Consider the following 26,502-nt stretch of genomic DNA (forward strand, 5'->3'; position numbering starts at 1 on the left):
GGTGCTTTCGCGAATAGACCGCCGAATACCCTTCGCCGCATGGCGCCGGCCACGGGCGATCCTTTGGACTGCGGCCGCGGTGGTGACACTCGCGTTCCTCGTCGCACTGGAGATCGCCGCACGCCACTACGGCCTGCCGGGACCGGTCACCACCCAGGTCCAAGAGGTCGTGATCGCCCCCAAATCGGGCTTCCTGCTGTACGCCAGCATGGGTCTGATGATGGTGGTCCTCACCTGGCGTCAGCGGTTCGTCGCACTCGGTGTGGCCGCGGGCATCGACGTCGTCATCGCCTTGATCAGGCTGGTGGCCGATGCCCCCGTCAAGGAGGGACACCCCTTCGGAAACGGCGCGTTGTGGGTGATCATCGGGGTCACGGTCATCGCCCTCACCCGCCGCACGGGCCAGGAGCGCATGCTGCTCCTCAAGGGCGTCGGTCTGGGGCTGCTGCTGGTGGCCGGGCGGAAGACCGGTGACACCTGGCTGGTCATCACCTCGAAGACCCGCCCCGATGTGCTCGACCAGTACATGGCCAACGCCGACCATGCGCTCGGCAACCCGTCCTGGGTGGTCGGGCGGCTCGTCGAGGCGACCGGCTCGGTCGGCGCCCACCTCCTCAACGCCGTCTACGCGCAGCTCGCGGTCGCCGCGGTCTGCGTGGCGGTGTACCAGCTGCGCAACGTGGCCAGGGACCGGCGCTTCCCCGCCCACCACCTGGTGCGCACGTTCCTGGTGATCGGGCTGCTCGGTCCGGCCATCTACATGATCTTCCCGGTGGTCGGCCCGATCTTCGCGTTCGGCGCCGACGGCGGCCACTGGGCCGTGGCCGACATGTGGCCCGACACCGCCGTGCCGATCGGCACCCCGCACCACATGCCGTTCGACGAGATCACGCCTCGCAACTGCATGCCCAGCCTGCACACCGCGTGGGCCACCGCGATCTTCATCCACTCCCGCAAGGGACCGAAGTTCCTCCGGTACGCCGGCACCTTCTGGCTCGTCGCCACGCTCGCCGCGACCCTGGGCTTCGGCTACCACTACGGGGCGGACCTCGTCGCCGGTGTGGTGTTCACGCTGACGATCGAGACGGGCATGCGCGCGCTCGACCGCGGCTGGGACCGCCCGGCCGTCGGTCTGGTCGCCTACGGCACCGTGGTCTTCGCCGCGCTCCTGGTGTCGTACCGCTATCTGTCGCTGGAGATGGCCCACCACCCGTGGGTGTTCGGCCCGCTGGTCGTCCTGGCCATGTGCTCGGTGATCTACGCGTACGTACGCATCGACCGGCGCTGGGAGCCGAAGGAGGCGGCCGTTCCGAAGCTGGAGCCGCAGCCCGAAATGGCCTGAGCGGCCGTCCACGTCCTGGGTAACGTGTGGCCACGGAGCACCCCGCCGGTTCGCGAACCGGCGGGGTGCTGCCGTCAGAGACCCGCTAATCCGGCAAGGAGCGACCCGCCGTGCACGCATTCGACCGGTTCACCGACGCGCTGGACTATCCGATGTACGTGGTGACCGCTGAAGCGGACGGTGAGCGGGCCGGCTGCCTGGTCGGCTTCGGGTCCCAGTGCTCGATGCGGCCGCCCCGGTTCATGGTGTGGCTGTCGGAGCTGAACCGGACCTGCCGGGTCGCCGCCCGCGCCGACCGGCTCGCGGTCCATCTGCTCCGCCGCGAACAGGACGCCCTGGCCCGGCTCTTCGGCGGTGAGACCGGCGACCGCACGGACAAGTTCGCGCGGGTCGCCTGGCACCCCGGCCCCGGCGGGGTGCCGGTGCTGGACGAGGCGCCCGCGTGGTTCGTGGGCCGCGTCCTACGGCGCGTCGACGGCGGGGACCACGTCGGGCATCTGCTCGCCCCGGAAGAGATGTGCCACCCGGCGGACGGGGGTTTCCCGTTCCTGTCGGTCTCCGGGGCCATCGGCATTCCGCCGGGGCACCCCGTGGACTGAGCGCCGGGGCTATCAGAAGTCGCCCCGCGCGGTCCGCTCGGCCAGCTTCTGGAACTCGCCGAGGTCGTAATTGGCCAGCACCGAGTCCAGGTTGGTGAGGGCGCCCAGGTATTCCACAAAACCCTGCGGGTCGTACTCGATCTGGAGGGCCACCCGGCTCGTCTCGTCGTCCAGCCGGTGGAAGGTGACGACCCCGGCGTGCTGGACGCCTTCGATGGTCTTCCAGGCGATCCGGTCCTCCGGGATCACCTCGGTGAGTTCGGCGACGAACTCCTTGTCGGCACCGGGGAGGGAGAGCTGCCAGGCGAACCGGCGCGCATCCAGCGGGTCGACCCGACGGACGTGGCTCAGAAAGGCGGGCCAGCGGGCGACATCGCTCCACAGGGCCCAGCTCACGGCGACCGGGGCCTTGATGTCGACGGTTTCGACGATCGAGGAAGACATGGGAACTCCTAGTCGTAGTAGGTGTGAGTAGCGCCGCCGACACGTCCTAGGGGCGTGTCGCCAGCGTGAACGGGTGTCCGGCCGGGTCGGAGTAGAGGCGGGCGTCGCGTGCGCCGCCGTTGTTCTTCGTGTCGAGGGGACGTGCGCCGAGGCCGACGGCCTCCCGTTCCGCCTCGTCCATGTCCTCGCGGGCGACCAGGATGCGCAGGTGGGCCTGTTGCGAATCGTCGGGCCTCGGCCAGCTCGGCGGTGCATAGCCGTGGTCCGTGCGGATGGCGAGGTGGATTCCGGCCGCGCCCACCACCTCGATGACATCGAGGTCGTAGCCGGGGCGGACCTCGGCCCCGAGCAAGGCGGCGTAGAAGTCCGCCAGCTCCTGGGGTTCGGCGCAGTCCAGCACCAGCAGACCCGTCTTGGGCACCGCCATGACCGTCCTCCTGTTCGCGGTTGCTCGTTCCTCCGGACGCAGCACCGCGTACCCGCGCCGCCCTCGGTCACACCCGGTCACCGGCGGTTCCGTGGCCGGTGCCGACGGCATGCCTGCCCGGCGGATTACGGGGCAGACGGCGGTGCACCGGAAGGACCGAAGCCTTCCCTCGCCGCCGAACAGGGGGAACCCATGTCCGCCACCCAGCCCGAAAGACCCGTCCGGCCGACGGAGCACCGCACCCACGCCCGAGCGGGCCGCTCCCCCGCCCTGACGACCGGCCTCCGCACGGCGGGGCTGCGCCTCGCCGCGCTCACCGTCGGCCAGGCGGCGCTGATGGTGGGGCTCGGGCTCCTGATCACCGGGCCCGCCGGGGCGATCTGGCCGCTGAATGCCGAGGACGAGGTCAACGAGGGCTTCGAGCAGCTGCGAACGGGGCCCCTGACCGACGTGTCGTTCGTCGCGTCGGAGGCCGGCAACACCCTCACGATCATCGTGATCACGGTCCTGGTGTGCCTGGGCCTCGTGGTGCTCCCCCGGCTCCCGAGGTGGCGGCAGGCCGTCTTCCTCGCCGTCGGCGTCTCGCTCCAGTCCCTGGTCTTCCTGGTCATCACCATCTGCGTGGACCGCGACCGGCCCGACGTGGACCGGCTCGACGCCTCGCCGCCGACGGCCAGCTACACCTCCGGCCACACCGGGGCTGCGACGGCCCTCTACGCAGGGCTGGCCGTGCTGGCCCTCCTCCCCGGCGGACGCGGCCGGGGCCGCAAGGTGCTGGCCGGGCTGCTGCTGCTCATCCCGCTGCTCGTGGGGCTCGCCCGGCTCTACCGGGGGATGCACCACCCCACCGATGTGCTCGGCGGCATGCTGAACGGCGCCCTGTCGCTGCTGGTGGCGGGCCGGGCCCTGCTGGCCGAGGGCACCAGCCCGGCACCGGTCCCTTCGAGCGCCATGGAGATCGCCCAGGAGGCGGCGGCCGAGCGTGCGGAGCGGATCGAGGGCCGCACGGTGGTCGTCGTCAACCCGACGGTCACCGACGAGGAGCGGCGCGAGACGTTGCGGCTCGTCCTGGAGCAGCACGGGCGGCACGCCGCGGAGTTCGTGGAGACGACCGCCGACGATCCGGGCGGCGGGCAGGCGGCGGCAGCGGTGCGCTCGGGCGCGTCGCTGGTCGTGGTGTGCGGCGGCGACGGAACGGTCCGGGCGGCGGCCGACCGGCTGGCCGGGACGGGGGTCCCGCTGGCCGTCGTCCCGTGCGGCACGGGCAACCTGCTCGCCCGGAACCTCGGTCTGCCGGTGGGGCCCGCCGAAGCGCTGGCCGCCGCGCTGTCGGGCACCGAGCGCCGGATCGACCTCGGCCGGATCGAGGGCGACGGCCTGCCCGCCACCCACTTCACCGCGATGTCCGGGGCCGGCCTGGACGCCGCCATGCTGGAGAACACCGGCAGTGCGGCGAAGGCCGCGATCGGCTGGCCCGCCTACGTGGTCGCCGGGCTGAGGAGTCTGCGGGCGCCGCGCATGTCGGTGTCCGTCCGGCTGGACGACGGACCGGTGCTGCGTCGTACGGCGCGGATGGTGCTGCTCGCCAACATCGGGGACGTACAGGGCGGGGCCACGCTGGTCCCGTCCGCCGAGCCCGACGACGGGCTGCTGGATCTGGCGGTGTTCGACCCGCACGGCCCGGGAGGCTGGCTGCGCGCCGTCGGTGCGGTGCTGCGCGGGCGTCCGGAGCCGAGCGGTTCCGCGGGCTCAGCCGTGGAGTACTTCACCTTCCGCCGCGCCGAACTCCGTTTCGCCTCACCGCAGTCGAGGGAGCTGGACGGCGACCCGGTCGGCCGGGGCCGCCGGCTCGTCGCCGAGGTGCGTCCGGGGGCGCTCACCGTCCTCCTGCCGTCGGAGGGTGAGTGATGGGTACGGCGACCCGGGTCCCGCAGACCCGCGACATGACGGGCGACGAGCTGACCGCGGACGAGGCCCTGGCCTCGCTGCGCCGCTACGGGCGCTGGCCGCTGATCCGCGACTCGTTCGTCCGTTTCCGCTACGCCGACGGGTTCAGCCACTCGCGGGCGCTGGCGCTGCAGACGGTGCTCGCGGTCATCCCGCTGGTGATCGCGTTCGTCGGGCTCTCGGCCTCGCTGCACACCGAGGACGTGGGCAGGCTGGCGGAGCTGACGATCCACCGGATCGCGGCGGGGCCGAGCGCCGATGTGGTGGACGACGCGCTCGACCGCAGCCGCCGGCGGGCCGGTGAGGGATCCCAGCTCACGCTCTGGTTCGGCCTGTTGTTCTCGCTGGTCAACGTGACGACGGCGATGTGCCAGATAGAGCGCGGGGCCAATCGCATCTACGGGGTCGAGCGCGACCGGCCGTTCCACCAGAAGTACTTCCGGGGTCTGGTGATGTCGCTGACGGCCGGCATCCCGCTGGGGCTCGGCTTCATCCTGATGGTCGTCGGCGGCGACCTCGTCACGGCAGCCGCGACGGTGTACCACCTGAGCGACACGGCACGGACCGCCTGGGACCTGCTGCGCTGGCCGTGCGGGCTGCTCCTCGCGCTGATGTCGGCGAGCGCGATCTTCCGCCGCTCCCCGCGCCGCAACCAGCCCGGCTACACCTGGCTGGCGTTCGGCGCGGCCCTGTATCTGGTGCTGTGGACGGCGCTGACCTATCTGCTGAGCCAGTACCTCTCCCTCAGCGGTTCCTTCGACACCGTCTACGGTCCGCTGAGCGCCTTCATGTCGCTGCTGCTGTGGGCCTATCTGACCTCCATAGCCCTGTTCCTCGGGCTGTCCTTCGCGGCGCAGCTGGAAGCCGCCCGCGCCCGCCGGCCCGGTCCGATACAAGCCGATCCGGGAGCTTGAATGGTTGTACGAGCCACCACACGACTGCTGCGGGAGCACCGGCGCCGGTCGGCGGACCGCGCGTTCGGCATGCGCCTGCTCGGAGCGGCGGCCGTCGCGGCGGTGTCCGCGGTGCCGTTCGCACTGGTGCTGGTCCTCGTGGAGGGCCACTGGCGGCCGTTGCGCGCACTGGACTCGGGTGCGGCGGGCCGGCTGCACCGCACGGCCCTGGATCACCCGGCCTGGACGAGTGCCCTGCGTTTCCTGTCCGACCGGGTCTGGGACCCACTGACGCTGCGCTGCGCGGTCGCGCTGCTGACCGGCTGGCTGCTGTACCGGCGGGCCTGGCGGCTGGCGGCCTGGTCCGCCGTCACGGCGGTGGCCGGGGGCCTGACGGGCCTCCTGGTGAAGGTGGTGGTCGAGCGGGCCAGGCCGTCGTTGGAGGATCCGGTGGCGCGGGCGCCCGGCTTCTCGTTCCCGTCGGGGCACGCGATGACCGCCACGACGACGTTCGCGGTGCTGTTGCTCGTGCTGCTGCCGATGGTGCCCCGGCGCGGCCGGGTGGTGTGCTGGGCGGTGGCGGTGCTTTCGGTGCTCGGTGTCGGCTTCACCAGGGTCGCGCTGGGCGTCCACTGGTTCAGCGATGTGGTCGGCGGCTGGCTGCTGGGGCTCGCCGTGGTGGCGTGGACGGCCTGGGCCTTCGAGGCGTGGCGGGCCGAATCCGGCAGGGGACGCAGCGAGGTGACGGAAGGTCTGGAGCCCGAGCTGACGGGCTCGGCCCCAGAAGGCTGAAGCGCCGGGCCCCCGCCGTCTGCCGGGTCTGTACGCGGCCGTGGTGTCCGCCTCCCGGACCGCCGGGCGCGCGCCGGAGTTTCAGCGGAGTGAAACTTCTCACCCGGTTGGCGGTGTTGCCCCAGCTCGGCGGCTTCTTCACTGGACTGGACCACAGAGACCGATCCAAAACCCTTTACGACGCAGTGGTGTTCATGCGTCACTCGTGGCGTGCCCTCGTCAAGAGAGTCGCCCCTCCGCGCTCCGTGACAGGCCATCCCCCGCACCCGCCGCTACGCTCGGAACCGCTCCACATGCTACGCGAGTAGACCCCACCTTCGCGCCGCTCACCCCAGGAGGCTCCCGTGTTATCGATCCGCAGCCGCAGACCCGCACTCCGCAAGCTGATGGCCCTCGGAGCCGTCGGCCTCGGCATGGTGGTGGTGCCCACCGTCACCGCCGCCCCGGCCTCGGCGTCTCCGCAGCCGCCCACGTCGTCCAGTGGGGCCATCCCGCTCGGCGACGGGTACATGGGTGCCGGCTACCTCGCCGACGGCGACACGTTCGCCCCGGACGACCGACACGTGGACCTCACTCCGGAGAGCAGCGCCTCCATCCAGGCGACGACGCTCCCCGGCATCGACGTCTCGCACTACCAGGGCTCGATCAACTGGTCGTCGGTGAAGTCGGCGGGCATCAAGTTCGCCTACATCAAGGCCACCGAGGCCACCTCGTACAAGGACCCCAATTTCAACGCCAACTACCTCAACGCCTATAACGCGAAGGTGATCCGGGGCGCGTACCACTTCGCGCGGCCCAACCTGTCCAGCGGAGCGGCCCAGGCCACTTACTTCGCGGGCCACGGTGGCGCGTGGTCGCGGGACAACCTGACCCTTCCGGGGATGCTCGACCTGGAGGGCGGCTGCTACGGCAAGTCGGCCTCCGCGATGCAGTCGTGGATCCTCGACTTCTACAACACGTACAAGGCCAAGACGGGCCGCGACGTCGTCATCTACACCAGCGCGAGCTGGTGGAACTCGTGCACGGGCGGCTGGAGCGGCATGTCGGCGCGCAGCCCGCTCTTCACCGCGCACTGGACGACCGCGGCGAGCCCCACCATCCCGAAGGGCTTCCCGTACTGGACGTTCTGGCAGTACACCGACTCCGGTTCGGTGGGCGGCATTTCGGGAGCCGTGGACCGGGACCGGTTCAACGGTGACGCCAGCCGGCTGCTGGCTCTGGCCAACAACACCTGAGACACCGGCCGGAACAAGGGCGGCCACCCGGCGCGGGCTCCGGCCCGCACCGGGTGGCCGCCCTTCCGTCTACGCACCCGCACGCGTGGCCCGTACGGCTCAGCGGAGGATGCCGGCCTGCCGGGCGGCTCGCAGCCAGGACGGGAACTCCGACAGGAGCCGGTCGTACAGCTCCTGGTCGGAGAGCTGCTCGATGTCGTCCACGGCGAAGAAGCCGACGTTGTCCACCCGGCGCCCGGGCATGGTGTCGAACCGTTCCAGCACCCCGTACTGCCCCCGGCCGAGGCCGATGAACTGCCAGAAGACGGGTTCCTCGACCGCCGCGCGCAGCTCGCGCTCGATCTCGTCGTTGCGGTACACACCGCCGTCGGAGAAGAACAGCACGAGCGTCGGCGCGGGCACCGGCTCGGCTCGCACGAAGTCCCGGACCTCGGCGATGACCTTCTGCTCCTCGTTCTGGATGCCGACCGCGCGCATGTCGGCCTGACCCGGGAGCAGTCCCTTCTGGGGCTTCTTCCGCCCGAACATGCTGATCTGGCCGACCCGTACGTGCAGTCGCAGCCATTCGGGCAGTTCACCGATGGTCAGGTCGGGGAGCCTGGCCGGGGTCGAGGCGAAGGTCCACGCCTGCATCTCACCGTCGTCGTCCAGTTGGGCGGCGACGGCCGCCACGCGTTCGGTGACGCCCGCGACGGTGCCGCGCGAGTAGAGGGCGCTCATCGATCCGGAGGCGTCGAGGACGAGGATCACACGGGCGGTCAGCCGGTCCAGGCCGTGCTTGCGCAGGCTGACGGCCACCTGCTGCTTGCGCAGTGAGAGGCGCTTGCGCATGTCGACCGGCAGCCGCTCCTCGCCCTTGCTGAGGCGTGGCGCGGCGGGGGCGGCGGGGGCCGGTGCACGGCGAGGTTCGTCGACACTGATCCCGAAGTCCGTCGCCAGGCCGGCGAGCCCAGTGGCGTAACCCTGGCCCACGGCGCGGAACTTCCATCCGCCCGCCCGCCGGTAGAGCTCCCCGCACACATGGGCGGTCTCCGGTCCTGCCGCCATGTCGAAGCGGGCCAGTTCCGCACCCGACCCGGCGTCCAGCAGCCGGAGACGGAGGCCGGGCACCTGCCCGAACGTGCCGCCGTCCGCCGACGCGCACAGGGCGACCCGTGCCACGTCGGGCCCCAGCGCGGCGAGGTCGGCCTCCAGGGTGTCGGAGCCGGGCTGCTTGCCGAGGTGGCGTACGGCCCCGGAGGCGTGCCGGGGCTGGTTGTAGAAGACGAAGTCGTCGTCCGAGCGGACCCGCCCGTCCGCGCCCAGCACCAGCGCGGAGGCGTCGACGTCGGGCACGGCGGGCCCGGCCGTCCAGCTCAGCACGGCCCGGACGGCGGACGGGGCCACCGGCATGTTGGCGCCCTTGCTCAGTGTCGTCACGGCACCCAGTCTGCCTGCCGGTGTTCCGCGCGGTCGACCGGGCCCGGGTGTTCAGCCGGTGAGGGCCGCGTTGATCTGCCGGGTCGTCTGCGCGGCGACGCGCGGGTCGGTGGCGGCGTGGAAGGTGTAGGCGTTCAGGCCCGTGGCCAGGGCCCAGCCACGTCCCCGCGTCCAGGTCGCGTCGTCCGGGCCGAGCGCCGAGCGGAAGGCGGCCCTGCTGTCCGCCGACAGCAGGGTGTAGGCGATCATCATGTCGCAGGCCGGGTCTCCGAGGCCGAGCCCGCCGAAGTCGATGACGGCGCTGAGGCGACCGTCGCGGGTGAGCAGATTGCCGGTGTGGAAGTCGCCGTGCACCCAGACCGGGGGCCGGTCCCAAGCGGGGGCGTCCAGGGCCGCGTCCCACACCTTCGTCATGGCCCCGGCGTCGAACACCCCGTCCAGCGCGGTGATCGCCGCACGCGTGGCCCGGTCCCGGCCGCGCAGGGTGTCCGTGGTGCGGTCGATGTCGGGGGTGAGGGGGTGGCCGCCGGGCTCGAAGCGTCGCAGGGCGGTCAGGAATCCGGCGAGGGCCACGGCGGTTTCGCGCGAGTCGCCCAGGTCCTCGGCGGTGGCGGGCTCGCCCTCCAGCCAGCGGGTCACCGCCCAGGGCCACGGGTATCCGGACCCCGGTTCCCCCACCGCGACCGGCTCGGGCACGGCCAGCGGGAGGTGCGGGGCGAGCCGGGGCAGCCAGGTGTGCTCCTTGCGGGCCTGCCCGGTGGCACCGGCGTAGCGCGGCAGCCGTACGGAGAGCTCGCGGCCCAGCCGGTGGATCACATGGTCCGCACCGGCTCGGGTGAGCCGTTCCAGCGGCAGTCCGGCCCACTGCGGGAACTGGCTGTCGACCAGCCGCCTGACCAGCGGGGTGTCGATCGCGGGGCGGTCGCTCGTGGCTCCCAACGGCGGTTCCCTGTCCTCGGCCCGCTGCGCGCGACGGGCGGTCCGGACCATCACACGGCGCCGCGCGCCCGGCTGTCGAGCCGTTTTTCGGGGCCTGGGCCGAGCCGGTCGGCCATTTCCGGCCAGGCTGTCAGAATTGCGCCATGGCTCAGCACGCATCCGATCACGGCTATCTCCTGGACAACCAGCAGTCGGAGGCGGGCGTCCGCTTCGGCGCGCTCTCCGAACTCTTCGACCCGGTGACGTTCCGCCATGTCGACCAGCTGGGCATCGGGCCCGGCATGCGGTGCTGGGAGGTCGGTGCGGGCGGGCCGTCCGTGCCACTCGGTCTGGCCGAGCGGGTGGGACCGGACGGGACGGTGGTCGCCACCGACATCGACGTGTCGTGGACCGAGGGGATCGCCGGCGGGGTGATCGAGGTGCTGGAGCACGACGTGGCCGCCGACCCGCCGCCGGAAGGCGGTTTCGACCTGGTGCACGCGCGGCTGGTCCTGGTGCACGTCACCGACCGCGCGGAGGCGCTGCGCCGGATGGTGCGGGCGCTGCGGCCGGGGGGCGTGCTGCTGTTGGAGGACGCGGACCCGGGCCTGCAGCCGCTGCTGTGCCCGGACGAGTCGGGGCCGGAGCAGCGGCTCGCCAACCGGCTGCGCTCGGGCTTCCGGTCGCTGATGGCCGGGCGCGGCGCGGACCTGGAGTACGGCAGGACGCTGCCCCGGCTGCTGCGCGAGGCGGGCCTCGATGACGTCCGGGCGGACGCGTACTTCCCGGTGACCTCACCGGCGTGCACGGTCCTGGAGGCCGCGACGGTGCGGCAGATCCGTGGCCGGCTGGTGGCGGCGGGGCTGGCCACCGACGAGGAGATCGACCGCCATCTCGCGAACGTCGGGACCGGTCGCCTCGACCTCGCGACCGCGCCGATGATCTCCGCGTGGGGGCGCCGCCCGCAGCAGCCGTGAGCGGGCGTCAGGCGGCCGCCTCCGCGCGCGCCAGGAGGGCCGGGAGGCCGGCCAGGAGCGGGGCCTCGCCGCACGCCGACGCCACGACGACCTCCTCCAGAGCCCACAGGTGCGCCCTGATCCTGGCCGGCGGGAGGTAGGCCGTGTCGGCGGTGAGCATGACGGCGAGGACGCCCTCCTCCTCGGTGACGTGGACGCAGTACCGGCAGCCGAGCTTGTCCTCGGTGGCCGGGAAGCCGAACTCCGTACGGGCCCGTGCGGCGCGCAGCTCCGCGGCGTCCGGCGGCGGCCCGTCGTCCGGCGGGCGTACGAAGAACCGCTGGTCGTTGTAGCAGCAGTACGGGTGTACGGGGGTGCCGCGCTCCCGGCCGACGCGCTCGCGCAGGGCCTCCCAGGCGACCGGGTCGTAGGACGCGGCCCGGTAGCCCGCCAGGGCCGCGCGCCACGCCACCGGCAGGAGGTCCGTGAACCGTTCGGCGCCGGCCGTGTCGAGCAGGAAGGGCGCGTCCTGGGAGAGCATCGCCACCAGGTCCCGCCGGTCATCGGCGGCCCGGTTGGCGACGATGGGCATCATGGCCGCCGCCGGGTGCCCGCCCTCGGCGGCGACCAGGGCGGCCAGGGCGGTCATCAGGACGGTCGACCCGCTGATCCGGTGGGCGGTCGCGAGTGTGTCCGTCGCCCTCATCAGCGCCTCGGACACCAGACGGCCGCTCCAGAAGCGCGGGGTGCGCGGCTCGGCGGCCTGCCGGGGGAACATGGTCGGCGGCATGGTCCGGTAGAAGCTCTCCCACTGGGCGAGGGCCCGTTCGCTGCGACGCACGCCGGCCGGTGTGTGCTGGTCCCGGGCGAGGTCGAGAGGGTTGGTGCGCGGGGCCCGACCGGCCGAGCCCCGGCGCACCAGGAGCCTCAGGTCGCGTACCACCTGTTCGGCGGCGTGGCCGTCGGCCGCGAGGTGGCAGAGGACCAGCGCAGCGTGCGTGATCCGGCCCCGGTGGCAGACGGCAGCGACGCGCAGCGGCCACTCCCGCGCGTAGTCGAAGCGGGTGGCGGTGAGTTCGTCCAGCAGGGCGCGGGCGGTCGCCTCGGTGCGTTCCGCGTCGGGCTCGTCCACCACGGTGACCGGCAGGGCGCCGCAGTCGGTGAGCGACTGGCGGGGCTCACCGTCCTCACCGTCGTACAGCCGTGTGCGCAGCGCCTCGTGACGCTCCATCAGGGCGGTGAGCGCGGTCGCGAGCCGGCGCACGTCCGTGACCCGGCCGCGCTCGCCCAGTGGGAGCAGGCGCCCGATGTTGAAGTAGACGTCGTTGGGCGCGGTGCGCAGGATCGCGTTCCAGATCGCCCGCTGGCCCCAGGTGAGGGGTGCCGTGCCCGCCCTGCTCCCGGCGAAGGGGATGTGCAGGGTGCGGGCGGTGGCGAGGCCGTTCATCGTGTCACCAGCCGGGCCGCCAGGCTGTCGATGTCCTCCTGGTAGAACGCCGGGTCTGCGAGGTCGAGTTCCACGCCGAATTCGTCCTCGAGGGCGTCGGCGAGGCGGAGCAACGCCAGGGAGCTGACCCCCAGTTCGGTGAGGGTTCCCCGGGCGGTGAGGATGTCCGCCGCGGCGAGCTGCCCGTCCATGGCTTCGCTGATCAGCCCGGCGAGCCGTGTTCGTGCCGCGGTGGCCGGGTCCTGGGCGGTGCTCAACTGCCCTCCCCGGCGGCCAGTCGGCGGCGCAGGCTCAGGGGCCTGATGTCGGGCCACACCTGGTCGACGTGGGCCACGCACTCCTCCTCCGTACCGCTGAACCCCTCGGCCCGCCACCCGGCGGGCAGGGGGGTCTCGGCGGGCCAGAGGGCGTGCTGTTCCTCGTCGTTGACCGCCACCAGGTAGCGGAGGGCGGGTGTGTTCACTGGTTCTCCTCGATGAGTGCGGCGACGCAGGCGGCGACGCCGTGGACGGTGGGGCTGTCGAAGAAGACGTCGAAGGGCACGGCGACTCCGTACTCCTTGCGGATGCGGCTCGCGATGGCGGTGATGGTGAGGGAGTGGCCGCCGAGGTCGAAGAGGTCCTCGTCGGGCCCGAGGTCGTCGAGGTCCAGCACCTCGCGCCAGATGGCGAGAACGGTGGCCGTGATGCCTTCGTCGCCCACGTCCGCGGCTGCCTCGACGGTGGTCCGTTCGCGCGGCGGTTCGGGCAGGGCTGCCCGGTCGAGCTTGCCGTTGGGGGTGAGCGGCATCGCGTCGAGCGCGACGAACGCGTCGGGAAGGGCCGCCGCGGGCAGGGAGCGGGCGAGGTGGTCGCGCAGTGCCTGGGGCGTGGCGGGTGCGCGGTCGGGCTCGGGCACGACGTAGGCGACCAGCCGGCCGGGCTCGCCCTCCGGGGCCTCCCGCAGCACCGTCACCGCCTGCGCGACCTGCGGGTGGCTGCCCAGGGCGGCGTCGATCTCGCCGAGTTCGATGCGGTGGCCGCGCACCTTCACCTGGGTGTCCGACCGGCCCGCGAAGGCGATGCGGCCGTCGGCGGTGAGCCGGACGAGGTCGCCCGTCCGGTAGAGGCGGGCGCCGGGCGGGCCGAAGGGGTCCGGGACGAAGCGGGCCGCGGTGAGTCCGGGACGGCCCCGGTAGCCGTGGGCGACCCCGTCGCCGCCGATGTACAGCTCGCCGGTCAGCCCTTGCGGCAGCGGCTGGAGGCAGGCGTCCAGGACATAGGTGCGGGTGTTGGCCAAGGGGCGGCCGATGGTCACGGGGTCGTCGGGGCCGAGGTCGGCGGCCGTGGACCAGACCGTCGTCTCGGTCGGCCCGTACACGTTGACCAGGCGTCCGACGGCGGTGCGCAGTTCGCGGGCGAGCGCGTCGGGCAGGGCCTCTCCCCCGGTCAGCGCCACCAGGTCCGGTGCGCGGAGCCCGGCGGCGAGCATGGTGCGCCAGCCGCTGGGGGTGGCCTGTACGTGGGTGAGGCGGTGGCGTCCGACCAGCTCGGCGAGGGCCGTGCCGTCGCGGTGGCGGCCTTCCGGGACGAGGACGACGGTGCCGCCGGTGATCAGCGGCAGGAAGAGTTCGACGGTGGAGATGTCGAAGGAGAGCGAGGTGAGCCCGAGCCAGCGGCTGCCGGGCCCCGTGCCGGTGGTGTCCCGCAGGGCCGCGAGGAGATTGGCCAGGGCCGCGTGCGACACCTCGACGCCCTTGGGCACACCGGTGGAGCCGGAGGTGTACAGCACGTAGGCGGGGTCCGCGAGGGAGGGCGGCGCGGGCGCCGCAGGGGCATCGGGGAGCCGGTCCAGGTCCTCGGCCCCCGGGTCGGTGGCGGTCTCGAGAGTGATCCCGGAGTCGGCGCGGAGGAACGCCAGGCGCTCCGCCGGGTGGTCGGGGTCCAGCGGCAGGTAGGCAGCACCGGCGGTGAGCGTGCCGAGGGCGGCGACCAGTTGGGCGACGGAGCGGGGCAGGGCGATGCCGACGAGCGCGCCGGGACCGGCCCCCTGCTCGCGCAGCCGGTGGGCGCGGCGGCGGACGGCCGCGTCGAGTTCGGCGTACGTGAGGGTCGAGTCGCCCTCGATGACGGCGACGGCGTCCGGGGTCGCGGCGGCCTGGGCGGCGAACAGGGCGGGCAGGGTCGCGGGGGCGTTGCCCGGGGCCCGGGTGGTGTCGGTGAGCAGCGTCGCCCGCTCCCGGGGCGGCAGCACGGGCAGTCGGCCGAGGGCGGTGTCCGGGGCGGCCAGGGCCCCGTCGAGCAGGGTGAGGAAGTGGTCCAGGACGCGGGCGGGCGCCTCGCCCTCGAAGGCGGCGGTGCGGTACTGGAGGCTCCCTTCCAGGCTGTCGGGGGCGTCGACCAGTTGGAGGTGGGCGATGTTGCGGGCGGTGCGGGCGAAGCCGGTCCACTCGGTGCGTACGTCGAGGCCGGGGCCGAAGTCGGCGGGCCGGGAGGTGTCGCGCCGCCGGTAGCTGAGCGAGACCGGGCAGAGCGCGGTGCGTGGGGTGAGTCCACGCACCGCACGGCTGAGGGGGACGGTGCGGTGGGCGTAGAGGGCGCGCAGTCCGGCCCGGACCTCGTGGGCGAAGTCCGCGAAGGCGAGCCCCGGGCGCGGGTCGGTGAAGAGGGGCAGTTCGTTGACGTGCAGGCCGGTCTGCCGGGGTGCGCCGGGCACGCGGGTGGAGAGTTCGATCGCGGTGGCGGGGGCGGTGTTGCCGTAGCGCAGCAGCAGGGCGTGCCAGGCCGCCGTGAGGAGTTCGAACCGGGTGACGCCGAGCGTCGCGGCGGCGGTGACGAGGCGGGCGTGCCACTCCCCCTCGCGCCGGAAGCCGCAGGCGCTGCCGGGGCCCGGGGCGACGGGGTTAGCGTGGTGGGCGGTGAGGCCGGGGAGGGCGGGGGCCGGGGCGTCGCGCCAGCGGCCGGCCCAGAAGCGGGCCGCTTCGTGGACGGCCGTGTCGGAGACGGGCAGCGGGGGTGTCGGCGCCTCGGCCGCCGGGGGCTGCCGGCTCTCCCCCGTCACCACCCGGTACGCCTCTGCCAGTCCGTTGACCAGGAGGTCCTTGGACTCGCCGTCGAAGACGAGGTGGTGGGCGACCACGAGCAGCAGATGCCGGTCCGGGGCGGTGGTGAACAGCGTGGCGCGCGCCAGGGCCTCGCCCGGGGCGAATCGGGCGGCGGTCTCCTCGTCGCGGAGCTTGCCGAGGTCGCCGGGCTCGGCGGTCACCAGCCGCAGGGGCGGTGCGTCGCCCGGGAGCAGGCCGGGCCCGGCGGGATCGGTCCGGGAGGCGAGCACGGGGGTGGCCCGTACGTGGTCGCCCCAGGCCGTCGCCAGGGCGGCCGGGTCCAGCGGCCCCCGGATGTGCAGGGTGAGGCTGAGGTGGTAGGCCGAGCCGGTGTCAAGGGTCTGCTCGGTGACCCAGAGCCCGTGCTGGGCCGGGTCGAGCGGGGCCGGTGTTGCGAAGGAGGGGGTCATGGGGTCGCCTCGTCGTCCAGGAGCCGGTGGAGTTCACGTTTGAGGACCTTGCCGCCCTCGTTGCGGGGCAGGGCGGCGCGGAAGAGGATCCGGGCCGGCAGTTCGTGCGCGGCGAGCCGGTCGAGCAGGAAGGCCCGCAACCGGGCGGTGTCCGGTTCGCGGTGCCGGGGCACGACCACGGCGGCCACGACGGTGCCCAGCACGGGGTGCGGGATGCCGAAGGCGGCGGCGTCGGCGATGTCGGGGTGGGCGTGCAGGGCGTTCTCGACCTGGATCGTGGACACCTTGTGGGCGCCGGACTTGATGACGTCGCGCTCCCGGTCGAGCAGGTGGAGGTAGCCGTCCGCGTCGAGCCGTCCGATGTCACCCATGCGCACCCAGCGGCCCCGGAAGACCTCGGCGTCCGCGTCGGGGGCGCCGAGGTAGGCGCGGGGCGCGGTGGGCGAGCGCAGCCAGATGTCGCCCGGTTCACCAGTGGCCACCGGGTGCCCTTCGGCGTCGGTGATGCGCAGGTGTCCGAGGGAGGCGGGCCGGCCGGGCGAGTCGGGGTGGTCGGGGTCGAAGAGCAGGGTGATCTGGGCGGGCGCGGCCTCGGTCGAGGTGTAGTAGTTGACGATCTGCGCCCCGGGGAACGCCTGCGCGAGCCGTAGCGCGACGGGTTGCGGGAGGGCCGCCGCGGTCGAGCCGACCAGCTTGACCGTGCTGAGGTCGCGGCCGGCGAGGGCGGTGGACGCGAGCAGTTCGATGGCGGTGGCGGGCACCAGGAAGACGCTGCCGACCGCGTGCTCCTCGATGAGCCGGGCGAACCGGCGCGGGGTGAACTGCGGGGCGGCGACACCGGTGGCCGCCGTGTCGAGGCAGTTCACCAGCATCGTCTGTCCCGCGTTGGTGCCGATCGGGAAGCTGTGGAGGAAGGTGCGCGAGTGGCGCAGGGGTCTGCGGCGTTCGTCCAGGGTGCAGCCGTGGGCGAGGTTGGCGTGGGCGGCCCGGACGCCCTTGGGGAGCCCGGTGGTACCGGAGGTGTAGAGGTACTGGGCGGGTGCGGACGGGTCGGGGAACGGCAGTTCGTCCCCGGCCCCGGTCCCGAGCTCGTCGCAGGTCGCCCGCCATACGGCTTCGGGCAGCCGGGGCGGTGGCCCGCCCGCACCGTGCAGGACGCCCGCGCACCGGCTGTCCTCGACGATGTGCGCGGTGGCGGCCGGGGCCAGCCGGTCGGACAGGGGTACGGCGATGCCGCCCGCCCACTGCACCCCGCAGTAGGCGACCGCGTAGTCGGTCCACTCCGTGGCCCCGTAGCGCAGCCCGACCGGATCACCGGGGCGCAGGCCACGGGCGAGCAGGCCGTGGGCGAGGGCGGCGGCCCGGTCGCGCCAGGTGCCGAAGTCCAGGGCGCGGGGCCCGTTGCGGAGGGCGACGCGGTCCGGGTGGAGGGCGGCGCGGTGGGCCAGCAGTTCGACGAGGGAGCGCGGGGGCGCGGCGGGGCTCACCGGTCGGCCCCTGCGGGACGGGGTGCGGAGGCGGCCATGGCTGCCGCGCGTTCCCGGAGCCCGATGAGGTCGTCGGGTTCGGCGTCCGGCACGTCGCGGTCGAAGCGGGCGAGGACCGGCAGCCGCAGCGCGAGGGCCACCAAGGCCAGCATCATCAGGCAGCACAGCAGGTACATGAGCCCGATTCCGCGCCCCGGACCCGTGCCCAGCACCCGTCCCACGCTGCCCGCCAGCGCTCCGTCGTCGGCCAGCAGCGGGTCGAACAGCCGGGCGCCCAGGGGTGCGACGAGTCCGTGGCCGATGGGGAGGGTGGACCAGGCGACCATGGTGTTCAGGGCGAAGACGCGGCCGTGGAAGCGCTGCGGGACCTTCACCTGGACGATCGTCGAGTAGACCCCGTTGACCAGGGCGATGGCGCAGGACATCCCGAAGGCACCGGCACCGATCACCCAGAGGTCGGCGCGCAGCCCGGTCACCGCCCCGGCCAGGGCGAACACCCCCGCCAGCGCGAGCATGCCGCGCACCCGGTGTCTGCGGGGCCCGCCCCACACGCCCATGATCAACCCGCCCGCGACGGCCCCGGCCCCGCCCGCCGTGGCGACGGCCGCCGCCCCGTCGAGGGTGTCGAAGGACAGCACCAGCGGCGTCACCAGCAGGAACAGCGGCGACAGGAAGAGGTTGAGCGCGGCGAACCACAGGAGCATCGAACGGAAGCCCCGGTGCCGCCAGGTGTAGGCGAAGCCCTGCTTGATCTCCTCGACGACCGGTTCCCGGCGGGTCCAGGGCAGGGTGCGGGGGAACCTGACGCAGACGAGTACGGCGACCGCGACCACGTAGCTCGCGATGTCGAGGATGAGGATGCCGCGCAGACCGATGCCCGCCATCAGGGCCACCGCGACGAGCGGCACGACGAACTGAGCCGCGCCGAAGGCGAGTTGTACGACACCGTTGGCGTGGCCCAGATAGCGTTTGGGGACCAGCTGCGGGATCGCGGAGCTGTAGGCGAGGCGCTGGAAGGTGAGCGCGACCGAGAGGCTGCCGAGCAGCACGTACAGATACCAGGTGTCCAGTGCGCCGCCGAGGAGCAGCCCCAGCATGGCCACCTGGCTCAGCCCTGCCGTGAGGTCGCCCGCGAGCATGACCTTGCGCCGGTCGAACCGGTCCACGACGGCACCGGCCAGCGGGCCGACGAGGATGCCGGGCAGCATCGCCACGACGGAGTACAGCGCGAACCGGGCCAGGGAGCCGGTCTCCAGCAGGATCCAGATGGGCAGGGCGAACTCCGTGAGCGCGGAGCCCACGATCGACCCCAACTGCCCGAGCACCACGGCGAGGAAGCGTGCGGCGCCGGGTGCGGGGGCGCCCGGGTCCTCCGTGCCGGCGTCGTCCGCCGGACCGGCCTGGGTGCCGCCCGGCGGCCCGGTCTCGGCGTGGAACCACCAGGCGGCGTCCGGGGAGCGCGCGGGCAGGGTCGCGGTGGTCTCGGCGCGGATCGCCTCGTGGACGCTCGTCACCGCCTCGGCGACCTCGGCGGCCCGGTACTTCACGAAGAAGTGGCCGCCCTGGTCGATGACCGCGACCGCCGAGCGCTCGGCGAGGAGCAGCCACTCCCGGTAGCGCTCCTGGTAGAAGTCGGCGGCCGGGTCGCGGTCGCCGACGAGCGACACCAGCGGGGCGCGCAGCCTCGGGGCTCCCGCCTCGACGTCCGCGATGGCCCCCGTGAAGTACTCCTCGGCGGCCTGGCTGTCGCGGCGCATGTTGCCCACGATGAACTCGGTCTGCTCCCGGTCGAGCTGGGAGGTGTCGACGCCCATGCCCGTGAGCCAGTTGACGTACACCCGGTTTCCGAGCAGCGACTCCAGGGACGCCACCTTGGAGAGGGCGCCGAGCACCCGTCCGCGCGGCTTGGCGAACGGGAACTGCGCCCCCGCGTAGACGGCTTCGAGCTCGCGGCCCGACGCTTCGAGGAGGCGCGCGGTCGCCACGGCCAGGGCGGTGCCGACCCCGCAGTGCCCGTACACGATCAGCGGCCCCCGGACCCGCTCCCGGATCTCGGCGGCCAGGCTCTCCGCGAGCTCCCCGAACGGCAGGTGTTCTTCCGTCACACCGACGTCATGGCCCGGAATGGCGACGGACCACAGCTCGTAGCCCTCGGGCAGGAGGTCGGCGACGGGCTGGTAGACGACCGCGCTGCCCCCGCCGTACGGGACGCAGACCAGGGTGGCGCGCAGGCGCCCCGCCGGGGCCTGCGGGGTGAGGCGGTGCAGCAGTCGGCGGGGGCCCCGGGCGTCCTCGGGGGTGTCCGCCAGCGCGGCGAGGTCCCTGACGGTCCGGCAGGTGAACAGGTCCATCACGCTCACCGGCCGGGCGCCCGCCTCCGGGAGCAGCCCGCGGGCGCGGGCCACCACCTGGGTGGCGAGGAGCGAGTGTCCGCCGAGGTCGAAGAAGTCCTCGTCCGCGCCGACCTCGTCCAGCCCGAGCACATCGGCCCAGATCGCGGCGAGCACCCGTTCCGCGGGGGTCCCGGGCGCACTGGCCGCGCCGTTCGTCCGGTGGATCTGCGGGGCGGGCAGCCCGCGCCGGTCCAGCTTCCCGTTGGGGGTGAGCGGGAGGGCGGGCAGGGTGGTGAAGGAGGCGGGCACCATGTGGTCGGGCAGCACCCGCTTCAGCGCGGCGCGCAGTTCCTGCGGGTCGGGCGCGGTCTCCTCCCCGGCGGTGACGAGGTAGGCGGCGAGCCGCTTGTCGCCGGGGGTGTCCTCGCGCACGACGACGGCCGCCTCGCTCACCGGGGGCAGGGCGCGCAGGGCCGACTCGATCTCGCCCGGTTCGATGCGCAGGCCGCGCAGCTTGACCTGCTGGTCGATCCGGCCGAGGTGTTCCAGGGCCCCGTCGGGGCGCCGTCTGCCCAGGTCGCCGGTGCGGTAGAGCCGCGAGCCGGGCGGGCCGTACGGGTCGGGGACGAACCGGGAGGCGGTGAGCCCCGGCCGCCGGTGGTAGCCGAGGGCGACCCCGGTCCCGGCGATGTGGATCTCACCGGGTGCGCCCGGGGGCACCGGCCGCAGTGCCCGGTCCAGCACGTAGAGGCGGATGTTGTCGACCGGGAAGCCGATGGGGACCACGTCGGACGGCCCCTGGCACTCCCAGGCCGACACGTCGACGGCCGCTTCGGTGGGCCCGTACAGGTTGGCCAGGGCGCAGCCGGGCAGTGCCTCGTGGAAGGCGCGCGCCGTGTCGGGCGGCAGCGCCTCGCCGCTGCACACGACGCGGCGCAGGGCCGTGCACCGCCGCGCGACCTCCTCGGCGAGGAAGAGGGGCAGCATCGAGGGCACGAAGTGGGCGACGGTCACGGGTGCGGAGCGGATGAGTTCGCCCAGATAGGCGGCGTCCTTCTGGCCCCCGGGACGGGCCAGCACGAGGCGCGCGCCGGTCATCAGCGGCCAGAAGAACTCCCACACGGAGACGTCGAACCCGGCCGGCGTCTTCTGGAGCACGGAGTCCTCGGGACCGATGGGGTAGCTGCGTTGCATCCACAACAGCCGGTTGACGATGGCGCGGTGGGTGTTCGGCACGCCCTTCGGCCGGCCGGTGGAGCCGGAGGTGTAGATGAGGTAGGCGGGGTCGTCGGGCGCCGGAGTGCCCTCCGGTACCGTGGGAGCGCTCCCGCGAAAGGGCTCGTCGTCGTCCTCCTCGAGGTGGAGGACGGTGGCCCGGCAGCCTTCGGGGACGGGGAGGCCCCGCTGGGTGAGGAGCACCCGCGCACCGCTGTCGTCCAGCATGAACGCGAGACGTTCGGGCGGGTATTCGGTGTCGAGCGGGACGTAGCAGGCGCCGGTGCGCAGCACGCCGAGGAGCGCGGCGACCAGTTCGAGGGAGCGTTCCGCGCCCACCGCGACGACGTCCCCGGGGCCGGTGCCCGCCGCGGCGAGGCGGGCGGCGACGCGGTCGGCTGCGGTGTCCAGCGCGGCGTAGGTCAGGCTGCGTCCGTCGGCGGTGACGGCGGTGGCGTCGGGGGTGCGGGCGATCTGCTCGGCGATGAGGGAGACCAGCGTGGCGCCGGCAGGTACCGGCACCTCCGTCCGGTTGGATTCCTCGATCTCCAGCGCGCGTTCGCCGTCCGAGAGCAGGTCGATGCCGGACAGCGGCACGTCCGGGCGGTCGGCCACGGCGTGCAGCAGGCGGTCGAGGTGGGCGGCGAGCCGGGCGATGTCCGCCTCGGCGAAGAGGTCGGTGTTGTAGTTGAAGGCGCCGCGCAGCCCGTCCGGCCACTCCATGAGGAAGAGTTCGACGTCGAAGCGGGTGCCGGAGGCGCGCAGGCCGTAGGTCTCCACGTCCAGGCCCGGACCGGCGGTGGCCTGCCGGCCGGTGGCGTAGTTCTGGACGGCGAGCACCGCCTGGAAGACCGGGGAGCGGGAGACGTCGCGTTCCACGTTCAGCTCGGTGACCAGCTGCGCGAACGGCAACTCCTGGTGGGCGTAAGCCTCCAGGCAGGTCTCACGGGTGCGTTCCAGCAGCTCGGCGAAGGTGGGGTCGCCGTCGAGCCGGGCGCGCAGGGCCAGCACGTTGACGAACATGCCGACCAGGCCCTCCAGTTCCGGTTCGGGGCGGCCCGCGACGGGTGAACCGACGGCGAAGTCGCGCTGGCCGCTGAACCGGGCCAGGAGTTCCTGGAAGGCGGCGAGCAGCACCATGTGGAGGGTGGCGCCGTGCGCCTTGCCGAGGGCGGCGAGCCGGTCGAGGAGGTCACGCTCCACCTGGAATCCGTAGCCCGCCCCGTCGAAGGTCTGGCGCGCGGGCCGGGGCCGGGCGGTGGGCAGGACGAGCGGTTCCACTCCGGCGAGCTCGTCCGCCCAGTAGGCGACTTCGGCGGTGAGCGCGTCCCCGCTCAGCCGGTCACGCTGCCACTGGGCGAAGTCCCCGTACTGAACCGGCAGTTCGGGCAGGGGGTCGCCGTCCCCTGCGACGCGGGCCGCGTAGCAGCGCAGGATCTCGGAGATCAGGATCTCGCTGGACCAGCCGTCACTGACGCTGTGGTGGACGACCAGCAGCAGGATGTGGTCCCGGTCGGCCACGCGTACGAGCAGGGAGCGCAGCAGAGGACCGGCGGCCAGGTCGAAGGGCTCGGCCCCCGCCTCGTCCACGAGCCGGGCCGCGTGCTCCTCGTCCCGGGCCTCCACGAGGGGCAGCGGCGAGGGCGCGGGCTCCGCGATCTCCAGCAGGGGGCGGCCGTCGTCGGTCACCGGGTAGCGGGAGCGCAGCGTCTCGTGCCGGGCGGTGACGGCGTCCAGGGCGTGGGCCAGTGCCTCCCGGTCCAGTTCGCCCCGCAGTCTGCGCGCGACGGGGATGTTGTACGCGGCGGTGCCGGGCGCGAACTGCTCCATGAACCACAGGCGTTCCTGCGCGAAGGAGAGCGGCGGCACGGCGCCCTCCGGTCTCCGGGGGACGGCGGGACGGGAGGCGGCGGCGCGGCCGACCCGGAGCCGGCGGCTGAGCAGGGCGCGCTTGGCGTCGGAGAGGTCCGCGGGGGACGTGGTGGTGTCGCTCATGACGGCGTACCGGTTCCTTCCAGGGTGCCGCTGTCCGAGGCGAGAAGGGCGGCCGCCTCCTCCTCCGACAGGGCCTCGATCTCGGCCGTCAGGGCGGCCTCCACGGCCTCGGCGAAGGCCGCGACCGTGCGGTGGGTGAAGAGGGTGCGCAGGGGGACGGTGAGCTCGGCGGTGGCCCGGACGCGGGCGATGACCCGGGTGGCGAGCAGGGAGTGCCCGCCCAGGTCGAAGAAGTCGTCCAGGGCGCCGACCCGTTCGACGTCCAGCACCTCGCGCCAGATGTCGGCGACCAGTTCCTCCGCCTCGGTGCGTGGGGCCAGGTAGCTCGCGCGGAGCTCCGGGCGCTGCTCGGGGGCGGGCAGGGCCGCGCGGTCCAGCTTGCCGTTCGGGGTGAGCGGCAGCCGGTCCAGCACGACGACGGCGGCGGGCACGAGAGGGGCCGGTAGGAGCGCTCCCACGGCGCTCCGCAGGGCGGCGGGATCGAGGTCCGCGGCGGCCGGAACCACGTAGGCGACCAGGGTCTCGCGGTGGGCGACGACCACCGCCTCGGCGATCCCGGGCTGGGCGAGGAGCGCGCTCTCGGTCTCGCCGGGCTCGACGCGGTAACCGCGCACCTTGAGCTGGCCGTCCAGCCTCCCCAAGAACTCCAGGGCGCCGTCGGCCCGGCAGCGTACGAGGTCACCGGTCCGGTAGCGGCGGGAGCCCGGCGGGCCGTACGGGTCGGGGACGAAGGCGCGCGCGGTGGCGCCGGGCCGTCCGGTGTAGCCGTAGGTCACCCCCGTACCGCCGAGGAGGAGTTCGCCGGGGGTGCCGGGCGGGACCGGGCCGCCGTGCTCGTCGCACACGGTGGCGGTGACGCCGCCGATCGGGGTGCCGATGGGCGGGCGGGCGCGGGTGTCCGCGTCGCCGAGGTCGGCGGTCGTGGCGATGACGGTGGTCTCGGTGGGGCCGTAGGAGTTGACGACGCGCACCCGGTCGCCGAACCGCTCGCGCCAGGCGCCGACCGCGGCGGACTGGACCTGGTCGGCGCCCAGGATCAGCAACCGCAGCCCGCCGGGCCAGGCGACGACGTCCAGGTCGCCGACCAGGTGCTGCCAGTACGGCGTGGGCAGGTCCATGACGGTGACGTCGGCGGTGAAGTCCTCGGCCAGCTGGTCGGGCAGCGTGGCACCGGGGTCGGCCACGACGAGAGTGGCACCGGCCGCCAGCGCGGGGAACAGCTCCTCGGCGCAGGTGTCGAAGCTGAGCGAGGCACAGTGCAGGACGCGGTCCTCGGCCGTGATCCCGTACCCCTCGCGCATCCAGCGGACCCGTTCGGCCAGCGCCCGGTGCGGGACGAGGACCCCCTTGGGCTTGCCGGTCGAGCCGGAGGTGTAGACGAGGTACGCGGGGTCCTCGGGGAGCGGGGCGGTGGGGCACTCCCCCGCCGGACCGGTGTCGTCCCCGTCCTCCACGTACAGGACGCGGACGCTTCCGGGCAGCCCGGGCAGTGTGGTGTCGCGGGACGTCAGGACGGTCCGGGCGCCGCTGTCGGCGGCCATGTACGCGATCCGGGCGGGCGGGTAGTCGGGGTCCAGGGGGAGGTAGGCGGCACCGGCGCGCCAGGCGGCGAGCATCGCCACGACGGCGTGCGGTCCGCGCGGCAGCAGCACGCCGACGGTGTCCCCGCGCCGCACCCCCTGGGCGGCCAGCCGTGCGGCGAGGCTGCCCGCGCCCTGCCACAGCTCGGCGTACGAGAGCGAGGTGTCCCGCCCGCGCAGGGCCTGGCCGTCGGGGCGCTCGCGTACGGTCCGGGCGATGGCGTCGTGCACCGTGGACGGGCCGTCGGGCAGGGCGGGCCCCCGGCCGGCGGCGTCCAGGGCGGCGCGTTCGGGTTCGTCCAGCAGGGGCAGGAGGTGGACGGGGGTGTCCGGGGCGTCCGCCGCTCCGCGCAGCAGGGTCTCGAACCAGCGCGCGAGGCGGGCGACCCACTCCTCGTCCAGCAGGTCCGTGCGGTAGCCGAAGACGGCGACCACGTCCTCGCCGTCCCGGCGCACATCGAGGGTGAGGTCGAACTTGCAGGCCCGCATGGCGGGGTCCAGTTCGGTGCAGCCGAGACCGGCGAAGGACGCGTCGCGCAGCAGACCGGCGTCCTGGGTGTGGACGGTCAGCATCGTCTGGAACAGCGGGGTGCGCCCGGGGTCGCGGTCGAGGCGCAGGGATTCGGCCAGTTCCTCGAAGGGGATGCGCTCGTGGGCGAAGGCGCCGAGCACCGTGGTGCGGGCGCGGCGGAGCAGGTCGGCGAAGGTGGGCGTCCCGGCCAGGTCGGAGCGCAGGACCAGGGTGCGCGAGAAGTAGCCGATGGCCTGTTCGGCGTCGGGTCCCGAGCGGCCTGCCGTGGGTACGCCGACGCAGAAGTCGCGTTGCCCGGTGCGGCGGTGCAGGGTCGCCTGGTAGGCGGCGAGCAGCACCATGAACGGGGTGCAGCGCCGGGCCCGGGCCAGGGCGTCGATCACGGGTCCGGCGCCGGTGAGGAGCCGGGTGTGGAAGGCGCCCTCGGGCGACGGGTGTTCGGGGCGGGGGCGGTCGAGGGGCAGTTCCAGAGCGGGTGCGCCGTCCAGGCGGTCCCGCCAGTAGGCGAGGGCTTCGCGCGCCTGCTCCTCGTCCGCGTCCCTCTCCTGCCCGGCCGGGTGCGCGGGCGGGACGGGCAGGTGGGCGGTCTCGCCCCGGAGGTGTGCGGTGTAGTGCGCCGCCAGTTCCTCGCGCAGGACGTTGAGGGACCAGCCGTCGGCGACGATGTGGTGCAGGACCACGCAGAGGACGTGCTCGCTGTCTCCCGTACGGAAGAGGGCGACGCGCAGCAACGGGCCGCGGGCGAGGTCGAAGGCGCGGTTCGTGCGCTCGGCGATCAGCGGTTCGAGCCGGTCGCGTTCGCCGCGCAGGTCGTGGCGTTCCACGTCGACCGGGCCCGGCTCGGCCACCAGTGCGACCGGTTCGCCGTCCTCGGCGGGGAAGCGGCTCCGGAGCGCCTCGTGCCGGGCCGCCACCGCGTCGAAGGCAGCGCACAGGGCGGTCTCGGACAGCTCCCCCGAGAGGCGCAGGACCAGCGGGATGTTGTACGAGGCGTCGTCGGGGTCCATCTGGTGCAGGAACCACAGACGTTTCTGGCCATGCGTCAGGTACGACTGAACGGCCTGGGTACTCATCCGACTCCCTCGGCGCGCACGCCGAGCGGCGTGGTGTGCGGTTGCTTCAGGTCAATGGGGACATGTGGAGCATGTGGGGGGACGGAGCGATGCGGCGGTACGGGGATACCGCGGCGGGCCGAACGGTCTCGCCACCGGCGAGATCCGGTCATTCACGGCTTCAGGTGTTGCGATGTTATGAACAGCACACGCATGCGTCAATGCAAGACCTGTACACACAAACGGAGTTGAGAAATCCGACTCGCGTCTCCGGGCGGTCCGACGAGATCACCCCGGCCCCGGCCGTGCGTTCATCCCTTCGGCTGGATCTTGGGCACAAATTACGCCTTTCGCGCCCTTCCGGGTGGTGAATGGGGGCGTGCGACAGCAAACCCCC

The 26,502-nt window shown here is 73.6% G+C and carries 18 protein-coding genes; 7 read left to right on the forward strand and 11 right to left on the reverse strand.

The window, feature by feature from the left end; all coding sequences use genetic code 11:
• Window positions 1-58: 58 nt before the first annotated feature.
• Together AB0L33_RS13980 and AB0L33_RS13985 are read left to right on the forward strand one after the other, a co-directional pair.
• Complete coding sequence (locus AB0L33_RS13980) at window positions 59-1,342, forward strand: phosphatase PAP2 family protein (RefSeq protein ID WP_365681411.1); 1,284 nt, start codon at window positions 59-61, stop codon at window positions 1,340-1,342.
• A 110-nt stretch (window positions 1,343-1,452) separates the two neighbouring features.
• Window positions 1,453-1,941, forward strand: coding sequence for a flavin reductase family protein (locus AB0L33_RS13985; protein WP_365680956.1), 489 nt, complete (start codon window positions 1,453-1,455; stop codon window positions 1,939-1,941).
• Between the two features lie 12 nt (window positions 1,942-1,953).
• Here the strand turns inward: AB0L33_RS13985 and AB0L33_RS13990 are convergent, their stop codons facing one another.
• Both AB0L33_RS13990 and AB0L33_RS13995 read right to left on the reverse strand, forming a co-directional pair.
• A complete protein-coding gene (locus AB0L33_RS13990; protein ID WP_365680958.1) occupies window positions 1,954-2,385 on the reverse strand; it encodes an SRPBCC family protein in 432 nt (143 codons plus the stop codon).
• A 46-nt stretch (window positions 2,386-2,431) separates the two neighbouring features.
• A complete protein-coding gene (locus AB0L33_RS13995; protein ID WP_365680960.1) occupies window positions 2,432-2,812 on the reverse strand; it encodes a VOC family protein in 381 nt (126 codons plus the stop codon).
• Between the two features lie 192 nt (window positions 2,813-3,004).
• Between AB0L33_RS13995 and AB0L33_RS14000 the strand changes: the two genes are divergently transcribed.
• The 4 genes from AB0L33_RS14000 (at window position 3,005) to AB0L33_RS14015 (ending at window position 7,679) form a co-directional block, all read left to right on the forward strand.
• Window positions 3,005-4,720, forward strand: coding sequence for a diacylglycerol kinase family protein (locus AB0L33_RS14000; RefSeq protein WP_365680964.1), 1,716 nt, complete (start codon window positions 3,005-3,007; stop codon window positions 4,718-4,720).
• Window positions 4,720-5,673 (forward strand): YihY/virulence factor BrkB family protein, encoded by a 954-nt coding sequence (locus AB0L33_RS14005; RefSeq protein ID WP_365680966.1) that lies wholly within the window; start codon window positions 4,720-4,722, stop codon window positions 5,671-5,673. The genes AB0L33_RS14000 and AB0L33_RS14005 overlap by 1 nt, the downstream gene beginning before the upstream one ends.
• Window positions 5,674-6,444 (forward strand): phosphatase PAP2 family protein, encoded by a 771-nt coding sequence (locus AB0L33_RS14010; RefSeq protein ID WP_365680968.1) that lies wholly within the window; start codon window positions 5,674-5,676, stop codon window positions 6,442-6,444. It abuts the gene before it with no gap.
• 386 nt (window positions 6,445-6,830) lie between these two features.
• Window positions 6,831-7,679, forward strand: a complete 849-nt coding sequence (locus AB0L33_RS14015) for a GH25 family lysozyme (RefSeq protein ID WP_365681413.1) — start codon at window positions 6,831-6,833, stop codon at window positions 7,677-7,679.
• A 99-nt stretch (window positions 7,680-7,778) separates the two neighbouring features.
• Here AB0L33_RS14015 and AB0L33_RS14020 read toward each other — a convergent pair whose 3' ends face one another.
• Both AB0L33_RS14020 and AB0L33_RS14025 read right to left on the reverse strand, forming a co-directional pair.
• Window positions 7,779-9,098 (reverse strand): VWA domain-containing protein, encoded by a 1,320-nt coding sequence (locus AB0L33_RS14020; protein ID WP_365680970.1) that lies wholly within the window; start codon window positions 9,096-9,098, stop codon window positions 7,779-7,781.
• A gap of 51 nt (window positions 9,099-9,149) precedes the next feature.
• On the reverse strand, window positions 9,150-10,088 hold the full coding sequence (locus AB0L33_RS14025) for an aminoglycoside phosphotransferase family protein (RefSeq protein WP_365680972.1): 939 nt from the start codon (window positions 10,086-10,088) through the stop codon (window positions 9,150-9,152).
• Between the two features lie 92 nt (window positions 10,089-10,180).
• Here AB0L33_RS14025 and AB0L33_RS14030 point away from each other — a divergent pair, with 92 nt between their 5' ends.
• A complete protein-coding gene (locus AB0L33_RS14030) occupies window positions 10,181-10,993 on the forward strand; it encodes a methyltransferase domain-containing protein (protein ID WP_365680974.1) in 813 nt (270 codons plus the stop codon).
• Window positions 10,994-11,000: 7 nt separating this feature from the next.
• On the opposite strand, the gene AB0L33_RS14035 is transcribed toward AB0L33_RS14030, so the two are convergent.
• The 7 genes from AB0L33_RS14035 to AB0L33_RS14065 are packed head-to-tail and all read right to left on the reverse strand — an operon-like array spanning window position 11,001 to window position 26,126.
• Window positions 11,001-12,419: a condensation domain-containing protein gene (locus AB0L33_RS14035; RefSeq protein WP_365680977.1), complete on the reverse strand. Its 1,419-nt coding sequence runs from the start codon at window positions 12,417-12,419 to the stop codon at window positions 11,001-11,003.
• Complete coding sequence (locus AB0L33_RS14040) at window positions 12,416-12,676, reverse strand: phosphopantetheine-binding protein (protein ID WP_365680979.1); 261 nt, start codon at window positions 12,674-12,676, stop codon at window positions 12,416-12,418. Before AB0L33_RS14040 ends, AB0L33_RS14035 begins: the two co-directional genes overlap by 4 nt.
• On the reverse strand, window positions 12,673-12,882 hold the full coding sequence (locus AB0L33_RS14045; RefSeq protein WP_365680981.1) for an MbtH family NRPS accessory protein: 210 nt from the start codon (window positions 12,880-12,882) through the stop codon (window positions 12,673-12,675). The genes AB0L33_RS14040 and AB0L33_RS14045 overlap by 4 nt, the downstream gene beginning before the upstream one ends.
• A complete protein-coding gene (locus AB0L33_RS14050; RefSeq protein ID WP_365680983.1) occupies window positions 12,879-15,911 on the reverse strand; it encodes an amino acid adenylation domain-containing protein in 3,033 nt (1,010 codons plus the stop codon). The genes AB0L33_RS14045 and AB0L33_RS14050 overlap by 4 nt, the downstream gene beginning before the upstream one ends.
• The gene (locus AB0L33_RS14055) at window positions 15,908-17,398 is read right to left on the reverse strand and encodes an AMP-binding protein (protein WP_365680985.1); all 1,491 of its coding nucleotides are present in this window, start codon (window positions 17,396-17,398) and stop codon (window positions 15,908-15,910) included. Before AB0L33_RS14055 ends, AB0L33_RS14050 begins: the two co-directional genes overlap by 4 nt.
• Window positions 17,395-22,941: an amino acid adenylation domain-containing protein gene (locus AB0L33_RS14060; RefSeq protein WP_365680987.1), complete on the reverse strand. Its 5,547-nt coding sequence runs from the start codon at window positions 22,939-22,941 to the stop codon at window positions 17,395-17,397. Before AB0L33_RS14060 ends, AB0L33_RS14055 begins: the two co-directional genes overlap by 4 nt.
• Window positions 22,938-26,126 carry an amino acid adenylation domain-containing protein gene (locus AB0L33_RS14065; protein WP_365680989.1) on the reverse strand — a complete coding sequence of 1,063 codons (3,189 nt, stop codon included), beginning with the start codon at window positions 26,124-26,126 and terminating at the stop codon, window positions 22,938-22,940. Before AB0L33_RS14065 ends, AB0L33_RS14060 begins: the two co-directional genes overlap by 4 nt.
• Window positions 26,127-26,502 lie beyond the last annotated feature (376 nt).

Source organism: Streptomyces sp. NPDC052299 (assembly GCF_040679335.1).
Lineage (GTDB): Bacteria > Actinomycetota > Actinomycetes > Streptomycetales > Streptomycetaceae > Streptomyces.

Coding starts and splice junctions, on each gene's coding strand:
- AB0L33_RS13990 (WP_365680958.1), bottom strand. CDS start 2,385: ATGTCTTCCTCGATCGTCGAAACCGTCGACATCAAGGCCCCGGTCGCC.
- AB0L33_RS13995 (WP_365680960.1), bottom strand. CDS start 2,812: ATGGCGGTGCCCAAGACGGGTCTGCTGGTGCTGGACTGCGCCGAACCC.
- AB0L33_RS14000 (WP_365680964.1), top strand. CDS start 3,005: ATGTCCGCCACCCAGCCCGAAAGACCCGTCCGGCCGACGGAGCACCGC.
- AB0L33_RS14005 (WP_365680966.1), top strand. CDS start 4,720: ATGGGTACGGCGACCCGGGTCCCGCAGACCCGCGACATGACGGGCGAC.
- AB0L33_RS14010 (WP_365680968.1), top strand. CDS start 5,674: ATGGTTGTACGAGCCACCACACGACTGCTGCGGGAGCACCGGCGCCGG.
- AB0L33_RS14015 (WP_365681413.1), top strand. CDS start 6,831: ATGGCCCTCGGAGCCGTCGGCCTCGGCATGGTGGTGGTGCCCACCGTC.
- AB0L33_RS14025 (WP_365680972.1), bottom strand. CDS start 10,088: ATGGTCCGGACCGCCCGTCGCGCGCAGCGGGCCGAGGACAGGGAACCG.
- AB0L33_RS14030 (WP_365680974.1), top strand. CDS start 10,181: ATGGCTCAGCACGCATCCGATCACGGCTATCTCCTGGACAACCAGCAG.
- AB0L33_RS14035 (WP_365680977.1), bottom strand. CDS start 12,419: ATGAACGGCCTCGCCACCGCCCGCACCCTGCACATCCCCTTCGCCGGG.
- AB0L33_RS14050 (WP_365680983.1), bottom strand. CDS start 15,911: ATGACCCCCTCCTTCGCAACACCGGCCCCGCTCGACCCGGCCCAGCAC.
- AB0L33_RS14060 (WP_365680987.1), bottom strand. CDS start 22,941: ATGAGCGACACCACCACGTCCCCCGCGGACCTCTCCGACGCCAAGCGC.
- AB0L33_RS14065 (WP_365680989.1), bottom strand. CDS start 26,126: ATGAGTACCCAGGCCGTTCAGTCGTACCTGACGCATGGCCAGAAACGT.